Raw genomic sequence first — 15,618 nt, forward strand, 5'->3', positions numbered from 1 at the left:
ATAAAATACGCATTTCTCTAGCTTTTTTGCGAAAAAGGAAATCTCCCACCGTTATCTTTCTATTCTTATCTAGTCGTTACCTACTAAACAAACTCTTGATACGCTTTATTGTTTACACGAATCTTCCACTTTCGACTTACCTATATGCAGATTTTTTATAACAAATTTATCTACCTTTAAAGAAAAATTAATGTTAAAGTATATCTAGTAATTCAAGCTTTAATTTGAAAAGACTAGAGAGGAGCAAGCTTTATCATGGAAAATATTTTTTTAAAAAGACTAGAACTCAAAGCTTTTGAAGAAGATTCTGTTTTTTCAAAAATTGAAGGGCTGAATAAATTTAATTCACTAAATTTTAAAAAACCTATTACTTTTTTTTCAGGTGAAAATGGAACTGGAAAATCCACTTTATTAGAAGCAATCGCAGTCAATTGGGGATTTAATCCTGAAGGCGGTAGTATTAATTTTAATTTCTCTACAAACGATACTCACTTGGATTTACATAATTATTTAACTGTTGGAAAAAGTGTAAAGCGTGCTAAGGATGGCTTCTTTTTAAGAGCTGAAAGTTTCTACAATGTTGCTACATATGCAGAAAATATAGACTTAGATTTTTCTGAATATGGCGATAAATCCCTACATCATCAATCACACGGCGAAAGTTTTTTGAATCTGGTGAACCATCGGTTTAGAGGAAATGGTCTGTACCTGTTAGATGAACCTGAAGCGGCTCTCTCACCTCAACGCCAACTAGCCTTAATGATATCTATAAAAAAACTAATTGATGAGGGGTCTCAGTTTATTATTGTCTCTCATTCACCTATATTACTTGCAATGCCTGACTCACAAATTATTTCTTTTGATAAAGATAGTCCTTTAGAAATCACGTATGAAGAAAGTATGCCTTATGAAATAACCTCATTATTTTTAAACAACAAAAACAGAATTCTCTCTCATTTATTTGCTGAATAAGTCTGTTATTCGAATTGCTTATGCCATACTATAATGACTCGTATATAATAATATTGTTAATCATTCTTTGAATTACTACTTTCAGACTACGGAAAAAGGCGTTCATTATTCAGAAAATAGATTGTTAAGTATGTTTTTTTAGTATCTAGATTAAAGTAAAAAATTAAAGACAGTTGTCTTTCTCTAGCTCACAGGACTAATTTCGGCTCTATAATTTATGGAACTGATAAACCAGAATGACTGCTTCAGCTCAATTCCAATTAACTAAAGTCATAAAAAAAGACAAGTTGCTTTTTCGAAGATTCTCGAAAAAACAACTTGTTTTTACTCTTTTTTATCTGCTTGTGCTAACAAATCCAAGGCTTGTTCCAACACTTTTTCCCCGTTCATTAAGCCGTAATCAGACATGCTAATGACATCTGTTGGGATACCTTTTGGTGATAGACGCTTTTCAAAATCACTCTTCATATAACGAACTTGTGGACCTAACAATAACACATCGACTGGATTATTTTCTAAATTTGTTTCTGCTTCCGATGCAGAAGCCGCAAATATATGGGCATCTAAGCCTTGATTAAATGCTGCTTTTTGCATTTTTGTAACAAGTAAACTAGTACTCATTCCTGCGGAGCAAACTAACATAATTGTTTTTTTTGACATTTTAACAGCCCCTTTTACCATTGCCTTTTTCAATTTTCAACATTATCTATTAAAAATATTATAGTGTAAAGTTAATTTTTGTCAATCATTCTTGTTTTTTAAAGCGGATACAATCTTGGTTTAAACGTACCATGCTGATTTCAGTAATTTATTAAATACCACATATTCTTTTTCCAAATTCACTTGAACTACTTGATAACTCGCATTCAACCAACCATAAGCGCCCTTTTCTGGATGCTTATAATCGTTTGCCCACCAATCGACATCTGTCTTAGCAGTTTTTGGTAAACCAGAATGAGGGAATAACAATTCATCAAACTGAGTAAAGGTCAAAGTAACTTGGGAACCGCCATTCGTTTTCAAATAATGAGTAATTGTATCATATTTTTTCTGTCGTGTATGTACCATTTTCCAGCGCCTCCCTTTTCTCTATCATACCTTATTATAACGTTTTTTTCCAAAAATCTCACAAAAAAGATGAGAGAAAAAGTTGCTATTCAGTTGATTCTTTTTTATACTGACTTTATTACGAGAGAAAAGGATACCCATATGTTAGAAAGCTATATTACAGTCAAACAAGATGGTTTCAGCGAGATTGAAATCAAGAAATCGCGGTTTATCTGTTCTGTAAAGCGCGTAACATCAGAAGAAGAAGCAAAAGCCTTTATCGCCGCAATAAAAAAAGAACATTGGAAAGCCAATCATAATTGTAGTGCTTTTGTGATCGGCGAAAAAAATGACATTCAGCGGAGCAGCGATGACGGCGAACCTAGTGGCACTGCTGGTGTTCCAATGCTGGAAGTCTTAAAGAAAAAAGAGTTAATCAACGTAGTGGCTGTTGTCACTCGTTATTTTGGCGGAATAAAATTAGGCACTGGTGGTTTAATCCGAGCATATAGTCATGCTCTTTCCCACACTTTAGATGAAATTGGTTTAGTCATTGGCAAATTACAACAAGAACTATTGATTACGATCGCCTATCCTTTATTAGGAAAAGTCCAAGCCTTTTTGGAACATAGTCCCTACACGCTTAAAGAAACTATTTACACAGAGTCTATTCAGTTAATTTGTTTAGTAGATGAACAAGCAACAGAAACATTTATAGCTGAAATGACGGATCTACTTAACGGCCAGTTGACAATTGAAAAAGGCGCAACAAGCTATCACGAACTACCATTTAACGAAAAAGGAGCACAAGCAAATGACATTTGAAGAAGTATTGCCACAGATTAAAGCAGGAAAAAAAGCCGTACGTAAAGGCTGGAGCGGTTTTGAACTTTTTATTGAATTACGTGATGAAATTGGCACCTCCGAAGGTGAATTTTTACAAGTTACCCCGTATTTTTTAATCAAAACTTCTGATGAAGGCTACAGCATGTTTTCACCAACACCTTGTGATGTCTTAGCAGAAGATTGGGTGATTGTTGAAGCATAACTACACACATAAGGTCTGGCAGATTACGGCGATTGCTCGTTCTTCCAGACCTTAATTTTTAAATGTTTAAAGGAGTTTTTCTTATGCCAAAAGAATTTGAAACAAAACGGGTGCTTGTAACCGGTGCAGCTTCAGGGATTGGCCAAGCACAAGCAATTGCCTTTGCTGAGCAAGGTGCTGAAGTTATTGGCATCGACCTAGACGAAACGGGGTTAAAGCAGACAGCCGCACTGGTTAACCTAGATTCTACTAAGCCATTTACTTATTTTGTCGGTGATGTGTCTTCTCCCTCATTTGTGCAAGCCACGATGAAACAAATTGTGAAAGACAACGGCCAAATTGATATTTTATTAAATACGGCAGGTATTTTAGATGATTATCGTCCTTCTCTAGAAACTTCGGAAGCTTTATGGGATCAAATTTTAGCAACCAATTTAAAAAGTGTCTTTTTAGTGACCAATGCTCTATTACCTTATTTCCTCCAACAAAAAAAAGGAGTAATCGTTAACATGGCATCTATCGCTGGCTTAGTAGCTGGGGGCGGCGGCGCAGCGTACACTGCCTCTAAACACGCAATCATCGGGTATACAAAACAACTTTCCTACGATTATGCCAAATTAGGCATTCGAGCAAATGCGATTGCGCCAGGTGCCATCCAAACACCCATGAACGCAGCTGATTTTGCAGGAGAAGGTGAAATGGCTACTTGGGTAGCACGTGAAACACCCGCGGGCCGTTGGGCACAGCCACAAGAGGTAGCAAAACTTTCATTATTTCTAGCTAGTGATGACGCTGATTATATCCATGGCACAGTTATGACCATTGATGGTGGTTGGACCATGAAATAAAAAGACTTTACAGAGTGTCTGTTCTTCAGTAACATGTAACACAGTGAGGCAACTCACACCATAACACTTCAGTTGGCTTTGCTGCCCTTCCTTTGGTTATGGTTATCACTAAAACACGTCGTTGTTTTATAAAGGAGAATCTTAAATGAATCATTCATCAAATCCACAAACCAGTACGTGGTCAGCTACGGCTTTGGCTAAAATGGCGCTGGTTACCGCTTTGTATGTCGTTGTCACTGTACTTCTCGCTCCGCTTAGTTTTGGTCCGATACAGCTTCGTCTTGCCGAATTATTTAATTATTTAGGCGTTTTTAACAAGCGATATATCTGGTCCATTACGTTAGGGGTTGCGATTGCCAACGCCGCTTCGCCTCTTGGTATCATCGATATAGTCATCGGTAGCGCTGGAACGTGCGCAGTCTTATGGATTGCCTATTTTGCGACAAAAAATCAGCAAAATTTATTGATTAAACTAATGCTGACGGCCATTCTTTTTGCTTTGTCCATGTTCACTGTCGCCGGACCCTTAACGTTCTTTTATCAGTTACCTTTTTGGTACACATGGTTGACCGTTGGACTTGGTGAACTTCTTTCAATGACCGTCGGCGGTATTCTGATTTACGTATTAAATAAAAAAATACAGCTTGTAAAACGCATCGAAGAATAAAAAAGCGCTTGGGGTTTAAACCCCAAGCGCTTTTTAGCACTATCCTTTAGGTTGAATGAAGTCTGCTTGCCATTTTCCAAGAGATGGATTGTAATCAAAATACCAAAGTTGTGAAAAATATTGTTTTTGATGCTTGTATCCCGATAAAACACGACCGCTTTGAGTATCTTCCTCGTAGTCAATACAAGAAAAATGAAGCATCAGTGAAAAACTGGTTTCACTAATAGGATGATAATTCGAAGCTGGCGCTACTTTCACTTTTTTTACATGATTTCTGATGCCCGCTTGTTGATTTGCTTGTAATACTGCAAGATGTTTTTGATAAAGTTTTTCTGTATAGTTATCTTTGACTACAGACAAATTTTCTTGATCCCACGCTTGTTGTATTTCTAAAAACGTTTGTTGTATTTCTTTTAAGAGTGCCTTTTTTTCTTTTGATGTTCCAGGTAATGCTGCCCACATTTCTTGAAAAGCACCTTCATCGACTGGTTGATTTCTACGGCGTCTTTGCCAAATCATCGCGCCCCCAAAAAGAACAAAAAACACTGTTGAAATTAAGCCTTCCAGTGGCGTTGTGTTGCTGGTCCCGGTCTCGTTATGATGAACATAACTTCTTGATCCATCACCGCTTGGCGAAAAACCATTCGAGGGATTACCTCCGCTAGGACTTTCTACACGTCCGCCGCCATAGCCACCAGCTACAGCCGCCGCTTGATTAGGCCATAAACAAAAGGCCATGGCACAGCCCACAAAAACCAAAATTAACTTTCTCATTCTCTCACCTTTCGACCCCTTCAAACCAACAAATGAATAAATAGACGCAGAATACTAAACAAAGCGCCAAGATTAACAATGATTAATAATACCTTCAGCCATCTGCCATATGGTTGTACTGATTGATAACTTCGTTGATAAATACTCAAGCCAAACAGGACCGCTGGCCACATAAATATACTAGATCTTGGGCCAAACGAATTACCCTCGCCCAAAAAATTCACATGAATGGGCACATGAGCTGGTAAATCAGGATAAACCACCACACTTAATAACAGTAAACTGACTGCCAAGACACTTGTAACAATAAACAACCGTTGACTAACTTTTTCAATCTGCTTGTTTCTCATTATCTTAGTTTTCTCCTCTATTTAATGATAGATATACTTTCAGTTTATGCCTCCCTATCTGAATTTGCAATAAAAAAAAGACAAGGAAACATTCGATTAAATGTCCTTGCCTCTGTTTTTAAAAACCTTAAATCAAGCCTTTCACACCTATATCTTTTCGATAGTACATTCCAGGAAATGAGTAATTATCCAATGTTTGATAAACTTTTTTGCGGGCTTCTTCAAGAGTCGAAGCAGTTGCTTCTGCTAAAAAGATTCGTCCGCCAGCCGAAACCAGAGCCTGTTCTGAACGAGTTACCCCTGCATAATAGATGGTTTCACCAGACATTTCTGGCAATGGTAGATTTGTCTTGTATTGATTAGGATAGCCTTCTGCTGCTACAACAACACCAACACTCGCTAACTCATTCCATGCAATCGTTGGTTGCTCTTTCACCAGCAATGAAGAAATTATTTCTGAAAGGGGACTCTCTAAACGTGCCAACACAACTTGTGTTTCTGGATCCCCAAATCGAGCATTAAATTCAATAACCTTGGGGCCAGTTGCTGTTTGGATTAAACCAGCATATAAAATCCCTTGAAACGGACGTTTTTCAGCCACCATTCCTTTAGCAGTCGGTTTCAGGACTTGGCTAATGGCTTGCTGAACCGCTTCTTCTGGGATCTGAGGCACTGGTGTGTAAGCACCCATCCCCCCTGTATTCGGACCAGCATCCCCATCGAAAATCCGCTTATGATCTTGAGCAATCACCATCGGATATACCTTCTCATTAGAAACAAAAGCCATTAAGGAAAATTCTTCTCCTTGCAAAAATTCTTCGATTACAACCGTTTGACCGCTTACTCCAAATTGTTGATCCTCCATCATCGCAACTAGCGCCCGTTTTGCGGCTGCTTTTGTTTCGGCAACTACTACTCCTTTTCCAGCTGCCAAACCATCCGCCTTAATAACAATTGGTACTCCTTGCTGTTCAATATATTCTAAGGCAGGTGCCAAACGTCGAAAGACCCGATATTCCGCCGTTGGAATCTGGTATTTTTGCATAAAATCTTTCGCAAAACTTTTTGAACCTTCAATTATTGCAGCTGCTTTTGTCGGGCCAAAAATCAGTAATCCCGCTGCTTGAAAGGCATCTACAATCCCTTCAATTAATGGCGTTTCTGGTCCGACGAATGTCCAATCAATCTGATTATCCTTCGCAAATTGAATTAGTTCCGTTTGCTGCTCTTCACCGATAGGTACAGTCCGAATATTATCACCACTCATACCAGGATTACCTGGTGCACAATAAACAGTCTTGACTTTGTCTTCTCGCTGTAATTTTTTGGCGATTGCATGTTCACGACCACCACGCCCAATCACTAATATATTCATCGGTTTCTCCTTTAAAAATTAATGTTTGAAATGACGAGTCCCAGTAAAAATCATCGCAATACCATAATGATTCGCTAGATCGATTGATGCTTGGTCTTTAATGCTCCCGCCTGGCTGAATAATTGCTTGAATGCCATGTTGTGCAGCATATTCCACGCTATCTGCCATGGGGAAAAAGGCATCACTTGCTAAGACGGCCCCTTGTAATTTTCCAGCTGCTTGGGCTTGATCAACTGCAATTTTTACTGACCCAATTCGATTCATTTGACCAGCGCCAATCCCCACCGTTTGGCTTTCATTGGCTAAAACAATAGCGTTTGATTTTACATGCTTGACTGCTTTCCAAGCAAAGTTCAATGCGTCTCTTTCAGCTGGTGTGGGTTTGCGCTCTGTAACAACTTGCCATGCTTGGTCATTTTCAACAACTGTATCTTGTTCTTGAATTAATAACCCGCCCATAACAGAAACTAATTCCACCGCTTTTTTTTCTTGAGCATGAAAATCTAACGTTAACAAACGAAGATTCTTTTTCTGAGATAACAGTGCCAGAGCTTCTTCTTCAAAACTAGGCGCAATAATTATCTCTAAAAAGATTTGATGCATTTCAGCCGCAGTCGCTTGGTCCACTGGACGATTCAAAACAACAATGCCACCAAAAATTGAAACTGGATCTGCTTCAAATGCCTGACGATAGGCTGCCAAAATCGTTTTTCCTGTTCCAATTCCACATGGGTTCATATGTTTAACAGCGACGACCGTTGGTTCTGTAAACTCGCTAGCAATCCGGAGCGCTGCATCAGCATCTCGAATATTATTATATGAAAGTTCTTTGCCATGAAGTTGTCGAGCGGAAGCAATGGATAATGATACAGGTACAACGGATTGATAAAAGGTGGCTTGTTGATGGCTATTTTCACCATAGCGCAATGTTTGCTTACGTTCATAAGTAAGCGTTTGTTTCTCTGGCTCAGTTTCACCCACTTGCGTCGTTAAATAGTCAGCGATAAGCGCGTCATAAGCAGCGGTATGACGAAAGACTTTTGCTGCTAATCTTTTTCTAGTGGCTAACTGGCTAGTTCCAGTGCTGCTAATTTCACTTAATACCTGTTCATAATCACTAGGATCAACCACTGCTGTTACGTCTTGATAATTTTTTGCCGCTGAACGTAACATGCTAGGACCGCCAATATCAATCATTTCAATCGCTTCTGCTTCAGAGATCGCTGGTTTTAAAATTGTTTCTTTAAATGGATAAAGATTCACTACTACAAGGTCAATAAATTGAATGCCTTGTTCAGTCAGTGCTTTTTGATGCGCTTGGTTTCCCCTTTTTGCCAAAAGTCCGCCATGGATATTCGGATGTAACGTTTTGACACGGCCATCTAACATTTCTGGAAAGCCAGTGATGTCGTCAATAGCAAGTGTCGGTACCCCCGCTTCTTCTAAGACACTCCTTGTACCCCCAGTGGAGATAATTTCAAAACCATTTGCAACTAAGCCTGCTGCAAATGTTGTCACTCCTGTTTTGTCTGAAACGCTAATCAATGCTCTTTTGGTCATTTCATTGTCTCCTTTACAATTTGTGAAATTATTTTTGGGTACCATTCGTGCTCAAGAGCATGAATTTTCTCTGCTAATGTGTCCAATGTATCTTCAGTATCAATCTTGGTTGTTGTTTGAAAAATAATCGGTCCTGTATCAACCCCAGAGTCAACATAATGGATAGTGATTCCTGTTATTTTCACTCCATAATGAAATGCCTCTTCAATTCCGTGAAGACCTGGAAAACTAGGTAACAGAGAAGGATGAATATTGACGATTCTCTTTGGATAAGCCTCCAGTAAAGTCTTGCCGATAATTCTCAAATAACCAGCTAACACGATTAAATCGATCTGATGCTCTTTTAAATGTTTCAATACTTGTTCTTCATACTGCCCACGAGATGGAAAATCAGATGGTGAAAAGCAAACAACGGGAATCTTGCGTTTTTGGGCACGGGTCAATACATAGGCTTCAGGCTGGTCACAAAAGACTAAGCTCAACTGCCCTGCAATTTTTTTCTGGGAAAAAGCTGCAGCAATCGCCTCAAAATTGCTACCATTGCCAGATGCAAAAACAGCTATCTTCATAAGGCTTCCTTAAAAATAACGGCTTTCGTTTTCCTAGGTACCAAACGACCAATTTCAAAAGCTTCTGGCAAAAGCTCCTGAACTTTTTCAACATGCTCTGGACTCACCGCTAAAATCATCCCTAAGCCCATATTGAAAATTTCATACATTTCTTCAGGTGGAATTTCACCGTATTTTTGAATCAATTTAAAAATTGGTAGCACTGGCCAACTATTTAATTGAATCTCTGCAGCTAATGCGGAAGAAAACATTCTTGGTAGATTTTCTAAAAACCCGCCGCCAGTAATATGCGCAGCCCCATGCACGAGTCCTGCTTTTAACAATGGCAATAATTCCTTGACGTAAATTTTTGTTGGTGTTAATAATTCTTCCCCTAACGTTTTGGGTGCCAATTCTGGAAGCTTGTCCGTTGTTTTAAACGAATGTTTCTTAAAAAAAACATTTCTTACTAAAGAGTAACCATTAGAATGAAGACCACTTGAAGGAAGACCAATCAAGAAATCGCCTTCTTTTACGTTACTTGGAGTCAAGAGTTGACTTTTCTCAGCAATACCCACGGCAAAACCAGCCACGTCATAAGCATCTGCTTCATACATATCAGGCATTTCAGCTGTTTCGCCCCCAATTAAGGCTGCATTCGCCTCACAACAGCCAGCCGCAACACCCGCAACAATTGCTTCAACTTTAGCTGGGTTAACGGTCCCTAACGCTAAATAATCTAAAAAATATAACGGTTCGGCGCCTTGTGCGACGACATCATTGACACACATTGCTACACAATCAATTCCGATTGTCTCGTGTTTCTGTTCTTCAATTGCCAAGAGTAACTTTGTGCCTACGCCATCCGTTCCTGATACCAAAACTGGTTCTTTAAGCTTGTAACTACTTAAATCAAAACAACCACCAAAACCACCAAGCATGCCCAACGTTCCCGTCCGTTGTGTCTTTTGGCTATGCTTTTGAATTCGTTCCACTACTTCGTATCCTGCCTCAACATTTACGCCAGCTTTTGAATAGGCATTTTCCATGTCAATTCCTCCTAGTTTCTTTTTTCAAGGATGCTTGATATTGTTCTTCATAATCATACAAAGGCGTTGGATAGTCTCCATTAAAGTAAGCCATACACAGCCCAGAATAAGGAGCATCGTAATTTAATTGAATCCCATCAATCAGCCCTGCTTCACTCAAAAAAGCCAGCGAATCTGCGCCAATCTGCTCTTTGATTTCTTCAATTGAATAGTTTGCCGCAATTAGTTCGTCCCGCGTCTGTATATCAATGCCATAAAAACACGGATATTTTAATGGTGGTGAAGCAATTCTGACATGAACTTCTTGCGCTTCTGCTTCTTTTAATAAATGGATAATGCGCCGAATAGTGGTTCCGCGAACAATCGAATCATCTACTAAAACGACTTTTTTTCCTTTGACCACGCCACGAACTGCCGATAGTTTCATACGGACACCTTGTTCTCTTAATTCTTGTGTCGGCTGGATGAATGTTCGAGCGACATATTGATTTTTTACTAAACCTAGTTCGTAAGGTATCTGTGCTTCTTCTGCATAGCCGCTAGCTGCAGACAATGACGAGTTCGGTACCCCAACTACCATATCAGCTGCGACTGGACTTTCGATCGCCAAGTTCTTCCCCATTCTTTTACGAGCTGTATGCACATTAACTCCAGCAATATTTGAATCTGGTCGTGCAAAATAAATATATTCCATTGCACAAATTGCCGGTTGGACTTCCGTAGTGAAAACCTCTATTTTCAAGCCTTCATCAGAAATGATGACTACTTCACCAGGCGCCACATCTTGAATAAAGCGAGCCCCAACTGTTTCTAATGCACACGTTTCGGATGCCACAACGTACGCCCCATTGTTCATTTGTCCGATGGAGAGAGGGCGAAAGCCGTTGGGATCCAGTGCAGCAATCATCATCGTTTCTGTTAATAAAAGATAAGCAAAGCCCCCCTTAACCAAATTCAAGCTCTCTTTTAGTTTATCGAGAAACGAGACAGCAGTGCTTTTTCGAATCAAGTGCATTAAAATTTCAGTGTCTGAATTGGAATGAAAAATAGCTCCTTCTCTTTCTAGTTGTTTTCGTAAACGCTTGGCATTTGTCAAATTGCCATTGTGTGCTAACCCAATTTGACTATCATAAAATTTAAATAAAAATGGCTGAATATTATCCACGCTACTCGTACCAGCGGTTGCATAGCGTACATGACCAATAGCCGCCGTTCCTTCTAACGCATTCAGTTGTTCTTGCTTTTGGAATACTTCTGCTAATAAACCTAAATCACGGTGGCCATCTAATTTCCCAGAATTGTTCGCCACAATTCCCGCGCCTTCTTGGCCTCGATGCTGTAAGCTGTGTAAACCAAAATAGGTCACTTGTGCCGCATCAGGATGACCCCAAATACCAAAAATACCACACTCTTCATTTAAGCTTTTTGCTTCATAAGACATGGAATCGCATCCTCCCATAAGGCTTTGGCTTCTTTTGTTGAACAATCGATCACATCATCTAACGCATGAATGATCAAACCAGTTTCAGTCACTTTCCCAATATGTTGAGCTTTTCTTCCGATAAGTGTTTCAAATGCTTCTTGATGCTGGGGACTAACTGAAAGAATAAAACGGGATTGCGTCTCCGCAAATAGATATTCTTTTGTTAATGGCAGTGTCACCTGTAACCCCAGTTCGTTAGCAAAAGCCGACTCGGCTAAAGCAACGGCAACGCCACCTTCAGCGCAATCATGCGCGCTAGCAACTAGGCCTGCTTGAATTGCTTTTAAAACTAATTCTTGGTTTGCTTTTTCCTCTTTTAAATCAAATGAGCGTAATTGCCCTTCAATTCGACCCAGTTGCATTTTTTGAATTTCTGAGCCGTTAAAATCTGCGTGGGTTTCACCGATGAGATAAATTAAGTCATCCACTTGTTTTAACGCTTGTGTGGTAATTTGTGAAACATCTTCAATCACGCCCACCATGCCGATCATTGGCGTTGGATAAATGGCTTGACCATCTGTTTCATTGTAAAGAGAGACGTTCCCTGAAATCACGGGTGTTCCTAGCTGACGGCAGGCTGCGGCGATTCCATCCGCTGACGTCCATAATTCCCAAAAACTTTCTGGTTTATCAGGGGAACCATAATTCAAACAATCAGTGATAGCCAAAGGTTGTGCTCCACTTGCTACAATATTACGGGCTGCTTCTGCAACCGCAATTTGCCCACCTATTTCAGGATTTAAATACAAATAACGGCTATTACAATCTGTCGTCATCGCTAAGGCTTTATTGGTGCCCCGCACTCTTAAAACAGCTGCATCACTTCCTGGTTGCACCACTGTATTCGTTTGTACTTGACTATCATAGGTTTCGTAAACTGATTTTTTTGATGCAATCGTTGGCTGTTGCAATAGGCGTTTTAATAATTCCGTGCTATTCGTAATTTCTGGAATGAAGGGCGCTAATTTTTTAAAAGCACGCATCCGCTCTGGTTCTTGATAGGCTTTCTGGTAGACAGGGGCTTCTTCTGCCAAAGCATCTACTGGTACATCTGCGACTATTTTGCCACCGTGAAAGACACGATACTGTCCATCATCTGTTACGGATCCAATCGCTACCGCTTCTAAGTCATACGTTTGAAACAATTCACAAACTTGCTGTTCTGCTCCTTTTTCCACACAGATTAACATCCGTTCTTGGGACTCAGACAAGAGCATTTCATAGGGGCTCATCAGCGTCTCTCTCTGCGGAACTTTATCCAGCTCTAGAATCAAGCCTGAACCTGCTTTTGATGCCATTTCAGCACTTGAAGAAACCAAGCCAGCCGCCCCCATATCTTGGATGCCGATTAAAATATCTTGATGATTTTTGATTAAATCAAGACAAGCTTCCAATAATAATTTTTCCATAAACGGATCACCTACTTGTACCGCAGATCGTTGCTGTTCTTCACCTTCACTAAATTCTTCTGAAGCAAAGGTCGCACCATGAATTCCATCACGTCCTGTTTTCGCACCTACGTAAAGAATGCTATTTCCGACGCCTTTTGCTTGGCCTTTTTGAATCTCATCATGACGAATCAATCCCACACACATAGCATTGACAAGTGGGTTTCCTTGATAACATGGCTCAAAAGCAATTTCGCCGCCAACGGTTGGAATACCAATACAATTTCCATAACCGCTAATCCCCGCCACAACTTCTTGAAACAAATAACGTGTTCGTGCATCCGTCAGTTCGCCAAATCTTAACGAATCCAGTAAAGCAATCGGCCGCGCCCCCATACTGAAAATATCGCGAATAATTCCACCAACGCCTGTAGCTGCTCCTTCGTAAGGTTCCACTGCAGAAGGATGATTATGGCTCTCTGCTTTAAAAACAACAGCTAATCCGTCACCAATATCGACAATCCCAGCTCCTTCACCAGGGCCTTGAAGCACTTGTGGCCCTTCCGTCGGAAACTTTTTTAAAACGGGCTTGGAATTTTTGTAAGAGCAATGTTCACTCCACATCACGGAGAATAAGCCAGTTTCTGTATAATTAGGTTCTCTTTGCAAAATGGTCTCAATCTGATGATATTCTTCATCTGTTAGTCCCCATTCTGCATACAACCGTGTCTCCTTGATTTCTTTTGGTGTTGGTTCATTCATCATTGGCTTAATTCCTTTCCAAAGTTTTTAATGATTGAAGCAAAAAAGCTGCGTCCATCTGTTGAACCTAACAATTCTTCCATCGCTCGTTCCGGATGAGGCATCATTCCTAGAACATTGCCCTGTTCATTACAAATACCAGCAATATTCGCAAGACTCCCGTTCACCTTTTCTTGATACGTAAAAACAATTTGGTTCTTTTCTTTCAGCTCTTTCAACGTTTTTTCATCACAATAGTAATTCCCTTCGCCATGCGCTACTGGTAAATGTATCGAAACATTTTCAGGATACTCGCTTGTAAACTTTGTGTGCGTATTCACTTTCAATGGGACACTTTTACAAATAAAACGAAGCGAATCATTTCTTAGCAACGTGCCAGGAAGTAAGCCAATTTCTGTTAAAATTTGAAAGCCATTACAAGTACCAAAAACCATTTTGCCTTCTGTAGCAAAGCGAATCACCTCATTGATAATTGGCGAAAACCGAGCAATTGCACCACAACGTAAGTAATCGCCATAAGAAAAACCACCAGGCAACAATACGCCATCAAATTTTGCTAAAGAAGTGGCATCGTGTCGGACAAATTCTGCATCGACGCCCATCACCTCTTTGACAGCCCAGAATAAGTCTGCATCACAATTGGATCCTGGAAAAACAATCACTGCCAATTTCATTTAAATTTCCTCCAAAGATAAAATTTCAAAACGATAGGATTCCATATTTACATTGGCTAATAGTTGATCACAAATTTGTTCAATTTTCTCTTCAATTGCTTCTGTCTGCTGGACGTGCATTTCAAAATACTTACCGACACGGATTTCGGCTACTTCTGTAAAACCAAGCCGATGGACTGCTTCCTTAACCGCTTCACCTTGGGGATCCAAAATTGATTCTTTATACGTAACATAGACTTTGACAAAATACATACGCGCTTCCTCCTCAATTAGCTGTTAGTAAACGTTGTAAAACTTCTTCATATACAGGAACTATTTCTCCTAATTCACGGCGATAAACATCTTTATCCAGATGTTCGTTTGTGTTTAAATCCCATAGACGACAGGTGTCTGGAGAAATTTCATCTGCCAGTAACAATTGATTGGCCTTCGTCCGACCAATCTCGATTTTAAAATCGATCAAACAAATATTGAGGCGTTGAAAGAGTTGACTAAGCGCCTGATTAATTTGTAAAGCCAATGCTTTAATCTCCACAATTTCAGCAGGAGTGGCTACTTTTAGAAATTGAATATGGTCTTCGTTAATAAAAGGATCATCCAGACGATCTTCTTTGTAATAAAATTCAATAATGGGCGTCACTAATTTAGTGCCCTCTTCAATCGCTAAACGTTTTGAAAAACTTCCTGCCGCATAATTACGTACGACAACTTCCAAAGGAATCATTTCTACGGCCTGAATTAATTGTTCGTGTTCAGATACTTTTTTGATAAAATGATTGGGAATCTTCTGTTGCTGTAAATGTTCAAAAATTAGACTAGTGATTTGATTATTTAAAGCGCCTTTCCCAAGAACTTTGTCTTTTTTTTGACCGTTTAAAGCTGTTGCTTGATCAAGATATTCCACAAAAAGAACCGCTGCATTTTCTGTTTGATACAACTTCTTCGCTTTTCCTGTATACACAAGTGCTTTCTTTTCCATTCTTTCCCTCTTCTCGTTAGCTTCATGAACCCTATTCTTTCTAAGCCAGCCGATTTACATCAGACAAAGACTTACATTAGTTACAAAAAAAACA

The 15,618-nt window shown here is 39.6% G+C and carries 18 protein-coding genes; 5 read left to right on the forward strand and 13 right to left on the reverse strand.

Annotated features, from left to right (window positions below):
• Positions 1 to 255: 255 nt before the first annotated feature.
• Positions 256 to 972, forward strand: coding sequence for an AAA family ATPase (locus IGL37_RS07435; RefSeq protein ID WP_002357289.1), 717 nt, complete (start codon positions 256 to 258; stop codon positions 970 to 972).
• A gap of 324 nt (positions 973 to 1,296) precedes the next feature.
• Here the strand turns inward: IGL37_RS07435 and IGL37_RS07440 are convergent, their stop codons facing one another.
• Both IGL37_RS07440 and IGL37_RS07445 read right to left on the reverse strand, forming a co-directional pair.
• Positions 1,297 to 1,632: a PTS sugar transporter subunit IIB gene (locus IGL37_RS07440; RefSeq protein ID WP_002381823.1), complete on the reverse strand. Its 336-nt coding sequence runs from the start codon at positions 1,630 to 1,632 to the stop codon at positions 1,297 to 1,299.
• A gap of 120 nt (positions 1,633 to 1,752) precedes the next feature.
• Complete coding sequence (locus IGL37_RS07445) at positions 1,753 to 2,040, reverse strand: DUF7662 domain-containing protein (protein WP_002357286.1); 288 nt, start codon at positions 2,038 to 2,040, stop codon at positions 1,753 to 1,755.
• Positions 2,041 to 2,109: 69 nt separating this feature from the next.
• On the opposite strand from IGL37_RS07445, the gene IGL37_RS07450 reads away from it, so the two are divergent.
• From IGL37_RS07450 to IGL37_RS07465, 4 genes are all read left to right on the forward strand, one after another.
• The gene (locus tag IGL37_RS07450; RefSeq protein ID WP_025191816.1) at positions 2,110 to 2,844 is read left to right on the forward strand and encodes a YigZ family protein; all 735 of its coding nucleotides are present in this window, start codon (positions 2,110 to 2,112) and stop codon (positions 2,842 to 2,844) included.
• The gene (locus tag IGL37_RS07455; RefSeq protein ID WP_002357284.1) at positions 2,834 to 3,067 is read left to right on the forward strand and encodes a DUF2829 domain-containing protein; all 234 of its coding nucleotides are present in this window, start codon (positions 2,834 to 2,836) and stop codon (positions 3,065 to 3,067) included. Before IGL37_RS07450 ends, IGL37_RS07455 begins: the two co-directional genes overlap by 11 nt.
• A 62-nt stretch (positions 3,068 to 3,129) precedes the next feature.
• The gene (locus tag IGL37_RS07460; protein ID WP_002398350.1) at positions 3,130 to 3,915 is read left to right on the forward strand and encodes a 3-oxoacyl-ACP reductase; all 786 of its coding nucleotides are present in this window, start codon (positions 3,130 to 3,132) and stop codon (positions 3,913 to 3,915) included.
• A 145-nt stretch (positions 3,916 to 4,060) separates the two neighbouring features.
• Positions 4,061 to 4,582 carry a QueT transporter family protein gene (locus IGL37_RS07465; RefSeq protein ID WP_002364076.1) on the forward strand — a complete coding sequence of 174 codons (522 nt, stop codon included), beginning with the start codon at positions 4,061 to 4,063 and terminating at the stop codon, positions 4,580 to 4,582.
• A 39-nt stretch (positions 4,583 to 4,621) separates the two neighbouring features.
• Here IGL37_RS07465 and IGL37_RS07470 read toward each other — a convergent pair whose 3' ends face one another.
• The 11 genes from IGL37_RS07470 to purC form a co-directional block, all read right to left on the reverse strand.
• Positions 4,622 to 5,356 carry a TIM44-like domain-containing protein gene (locus tag IGL37_RS07470; RefSeq protein WP_002380369.1) on the reverse strand — a complete coding sequence of 245 codons (735 nt, stop codon included), beginning with the start codon at positions 5,354 to 5,356 and terminating at the stop codon, positions 4,622 to 4,624.
• Positions 5,357 to 5,376: 20 nt separating this feature from the next.
• A complete protein-coding gene (locus IGL37_RS07475; protein ID WP_002357280.1) occupies positions 5,377 to 5,706 on the reverse strand; it encodes a DUF1648 domain-containing protein in 330 nt (109 codons plus the stop codon).
• A 127-nt stretch (positions 5,707 to 5,833) separates the two neighbouring features.
• Positions 5,834 to 7,081 (reverse strand): phosphoribosylamine--glycine ligase, encoded by a 1,248-nt coding sequence (gene purD, locus IGL37_RS07480; protein WP_033917918.1) that lies wholly within the window; start codon positions 7,079 to 7,081, stop codon positions 5,834 to 5,836.
• Positions 7,082 to 7,099: 18 nt separating this feature from the next.
• Complete coding sequence (gene purH, locus IGL37_RS07485; protein ID WP_372476975.1) at positions 7,100 to 8,686, reverse strand: bifunctional phosphoribosylaminoimidazolecarboxamide formyltransferase/IMP cyclohydrolase; 1,587 nt, start codon at positions 8,684 to 8,686, stop codon at positions 7,100 to 7,102.
• The gene (gene purN, locus IGL37_RS07490) at positions 8,638 to 9,210 is read right to left on the reverse strand and encodes a phosphoribosylglycinamide formyltransferase (RefSeq protein ID WP_002360141.1); all 573 of its coding nucleotides are present in this window, start codon (positions 9,208 to 9,210) and stop codon (positions 8,638 to 8,640) included. Before purN ends, purH begins: the two co-directional genes overlap by 49 nt.
• Complete coding sequence (purM, locus tag IGL37_RS07495; RefSeq protein ID WP_002360140.1) at positions 9,207 to 10,238, reverse strand: phosphoribosylformylglycinamidine cyclo-ligase; 1,032 nt, start codon at positions 10,236 to 10,238, stop codon at positions 9,207 to 9,209. The genes purN and purM overlap by 4 nt, the downstream gene beginning before the upstream one ends.
• A gap of 1 nt (position 10,239) precedes the next feature.
• A complete protein-coding gene (gene purF, locus IGL37_RS07500) occupies positions 10,240 to 11,679 on the reverse strand; it encodes an amidophosphoribosyltransferase (protein WP_002393350.1) in 1,440 nt (479 codons plus the stop codon).
• Positions 11,655 to 13,874 (reverse strand): phosphoribosylformylglycinamidine synthase subunit PurL, encoded by a 2,220-nt coding sequence (gene purL, locus IGL37_RS07505; protein WP_033917916.1) that lies wholly within the window; start codon positions 13,872 to 13,874, stop codon positions 11,655 to 11,657. Before purL ends, purF begins: the two co-directional genes overlap by 25 nt.
• Entirely contained in the window at positions 13,871 to 14,545 is a 675-nt protein-coding gene (gene purQ / locus IGL37_RS07510) for a phosphoribosylformylglycinamidine synthase subunit PurQ (RefSeq protein WP_033917915.1), read from the reverse strand. Before purQ ends, purL begins: the two co-directional genes overlap by 4 nt.
• Positions 14,546 to 14,797 carry a phosphoribosylformylglycinamidine synthase subunit PurS gene (gene purS, locus IGL37_RS07515; protein WP_002357271.1) on the reverse strand — a complete coding sequence of 84 codons (252 nt, stop codon included), beginning with the start codon at positions 14,795 to 14,797 and terminating at the stop codon, positions 14,546 to 14,548.
• A gap of 13 nt (positions 14,798 to 14,810) precedes the next feature.
• Complete coding sequence (gene purC / locus IGL37_RS07520; RefSeq protein ID WP_002357270.1) at positions 14,811 to 15,524, reverse strand: phosphoribosylaminoimidazolesuccinocarboxamide synthase; 714 nt, start codon at positions 15,522 to 15,524, stop codon at positions 14,811 to 14,813.
• Positions 15,525 to 15,618 lie beyond the last annotated feature (94 nt).

The organism is Enterococcus sp. AZ119 (assembly GCF_050546175.1).
In the GTDB taxonomy this organism is placed as follows: Bacteria; Bacillota; Bacilli; order Lactobacillales; family Enterococcaceae; genus Enterococcus; species Enterococcus faecalis.

Excerpts from the sequence above, each read along its gene's own strand:
- IGL37_RS07470 (WP_002380369.1), bottom strand. The coding sequence starts at position 5,356 with ATGAGAAAGTTAATTTTGGTTTTTGTGGGCTGTGCCATGGCCTTTTGT.
- IGL37_RS07465 (WP_002364076.1), top strand. The coding sequence starts at position 4,061 with ATGAATCATTCATCAAATCCACAAACCAGTACGTGGTCAGCTACGGCT.
- IGL37_RS07435 (WP_002357289.1), top strand. The coding sequence starts at position 256 with ATGGAAAATATTTTTTTAAAAAGACTAGAACTCAAAGCTTTTGAAGAA.
- IGL37_RS07450 (WP_025191816.1), top strand. The coding sequence starts at position 2,110 with ATGAGAGAAAAAGTTGCTATTCAGTTGATTCTTTTTTATACTGACTTT.
- purL (WP_033917916.1), bottom strand. The coding sequence starts at position 13,874 with ATGATGAATGAACCAACACCAAAAGAAATCAAGGAGACACGGTTGTAT.
- purQ (WP_033917915.1), bottom strand. The coding sequence starts at position 14,545 with ATGAAATTGGCAGTGATTGTTTTTCCAGGATCCAATTGTGATGCAGAC.
- IGL37_RS07460 (WP_002398350.1), top strand. The coding sequence starts at position 3,130 with ATGTTTAAAGGAGTTTTTCTTATGCCAAAAGAATTTGAAACAAAACGG.
- purH (WP_372476975.1), bottom strand. The coding sequence starts at position 8,686 with ATGGTACCCAAAAATAATTTCACAAATTGTAAAGGAGACAATGAAATG.
- purS (WP_002357271.1), bottom strand. The coding sequence starts at position 14,797 with ATGTATTTTGTCAAAGTCTATGTTACGTATAAAGAATCAATTTTGGAT.
- purC (WP_002357270.1), bottom strand. The coding sequence starts at position 15,524 with ATGGAAAAGAAAGCACTTGTGTATACAGGAAAAGCGAAGAAGTTGTAT.
- purD (WP_033917918.1), bottom strand. The coding sequence starts at position 7,081 with ATGAATATATTAGTGATTGGGCGTGGTGGTCGTGAACATGCAATCGCC.
- purN (WP_002360141.1), bottom strand. The coding sequence starts at position 9,210 with ATGAAGATAGCTGTTTTTGCATCTGGCAATGGTAGCAATTTTGAGGCG.
- purF (WP_002393350.1), bottom strand. The coding sequence starts at position 11,679 with ATGTCTTATGAAGCAAAAAGCTTAAATGAAGAGTGTGGTATTTTTGGT.
- IGL37_RS07445 (WP_002357286.1), bottom strand. The coding sequence starts at position 2,040 with ATGGTACATACACGACAGAAAAAATATGATACAATTACTCATTATTTG.
- purM (WP_002360140.1), bottom strand. The coding sequence starts at position 10,238 with ATGGAAAATGCCTATTCAAAAGCTGGCGTAAATGTTGAGGCAGGATAC.
- IGL37_RS07455 (WP_002357284.1), top strand. The coding sequence starts at position 2,834 with ATGACATTTGAAGAAGTATTGCCACAGATTAAAGCAGGAAAAAAAGCC.
- IGL37_RS07475 (WP_002357280.1), bottom strand. The coding sequence starts at position 5,706 with ATGAGAAACAAGCAGATTGAAAAAGTTAGTCAACGGTTGTTTATTGTT.
- IGL37_RS07440 (WP_002381823.1), bottom strand. The coding sequence starts at position 1,632 with ATGTCAAAAAAAACAATTATGTTAGTTTGCTCCGCAGGAATGAGTACT.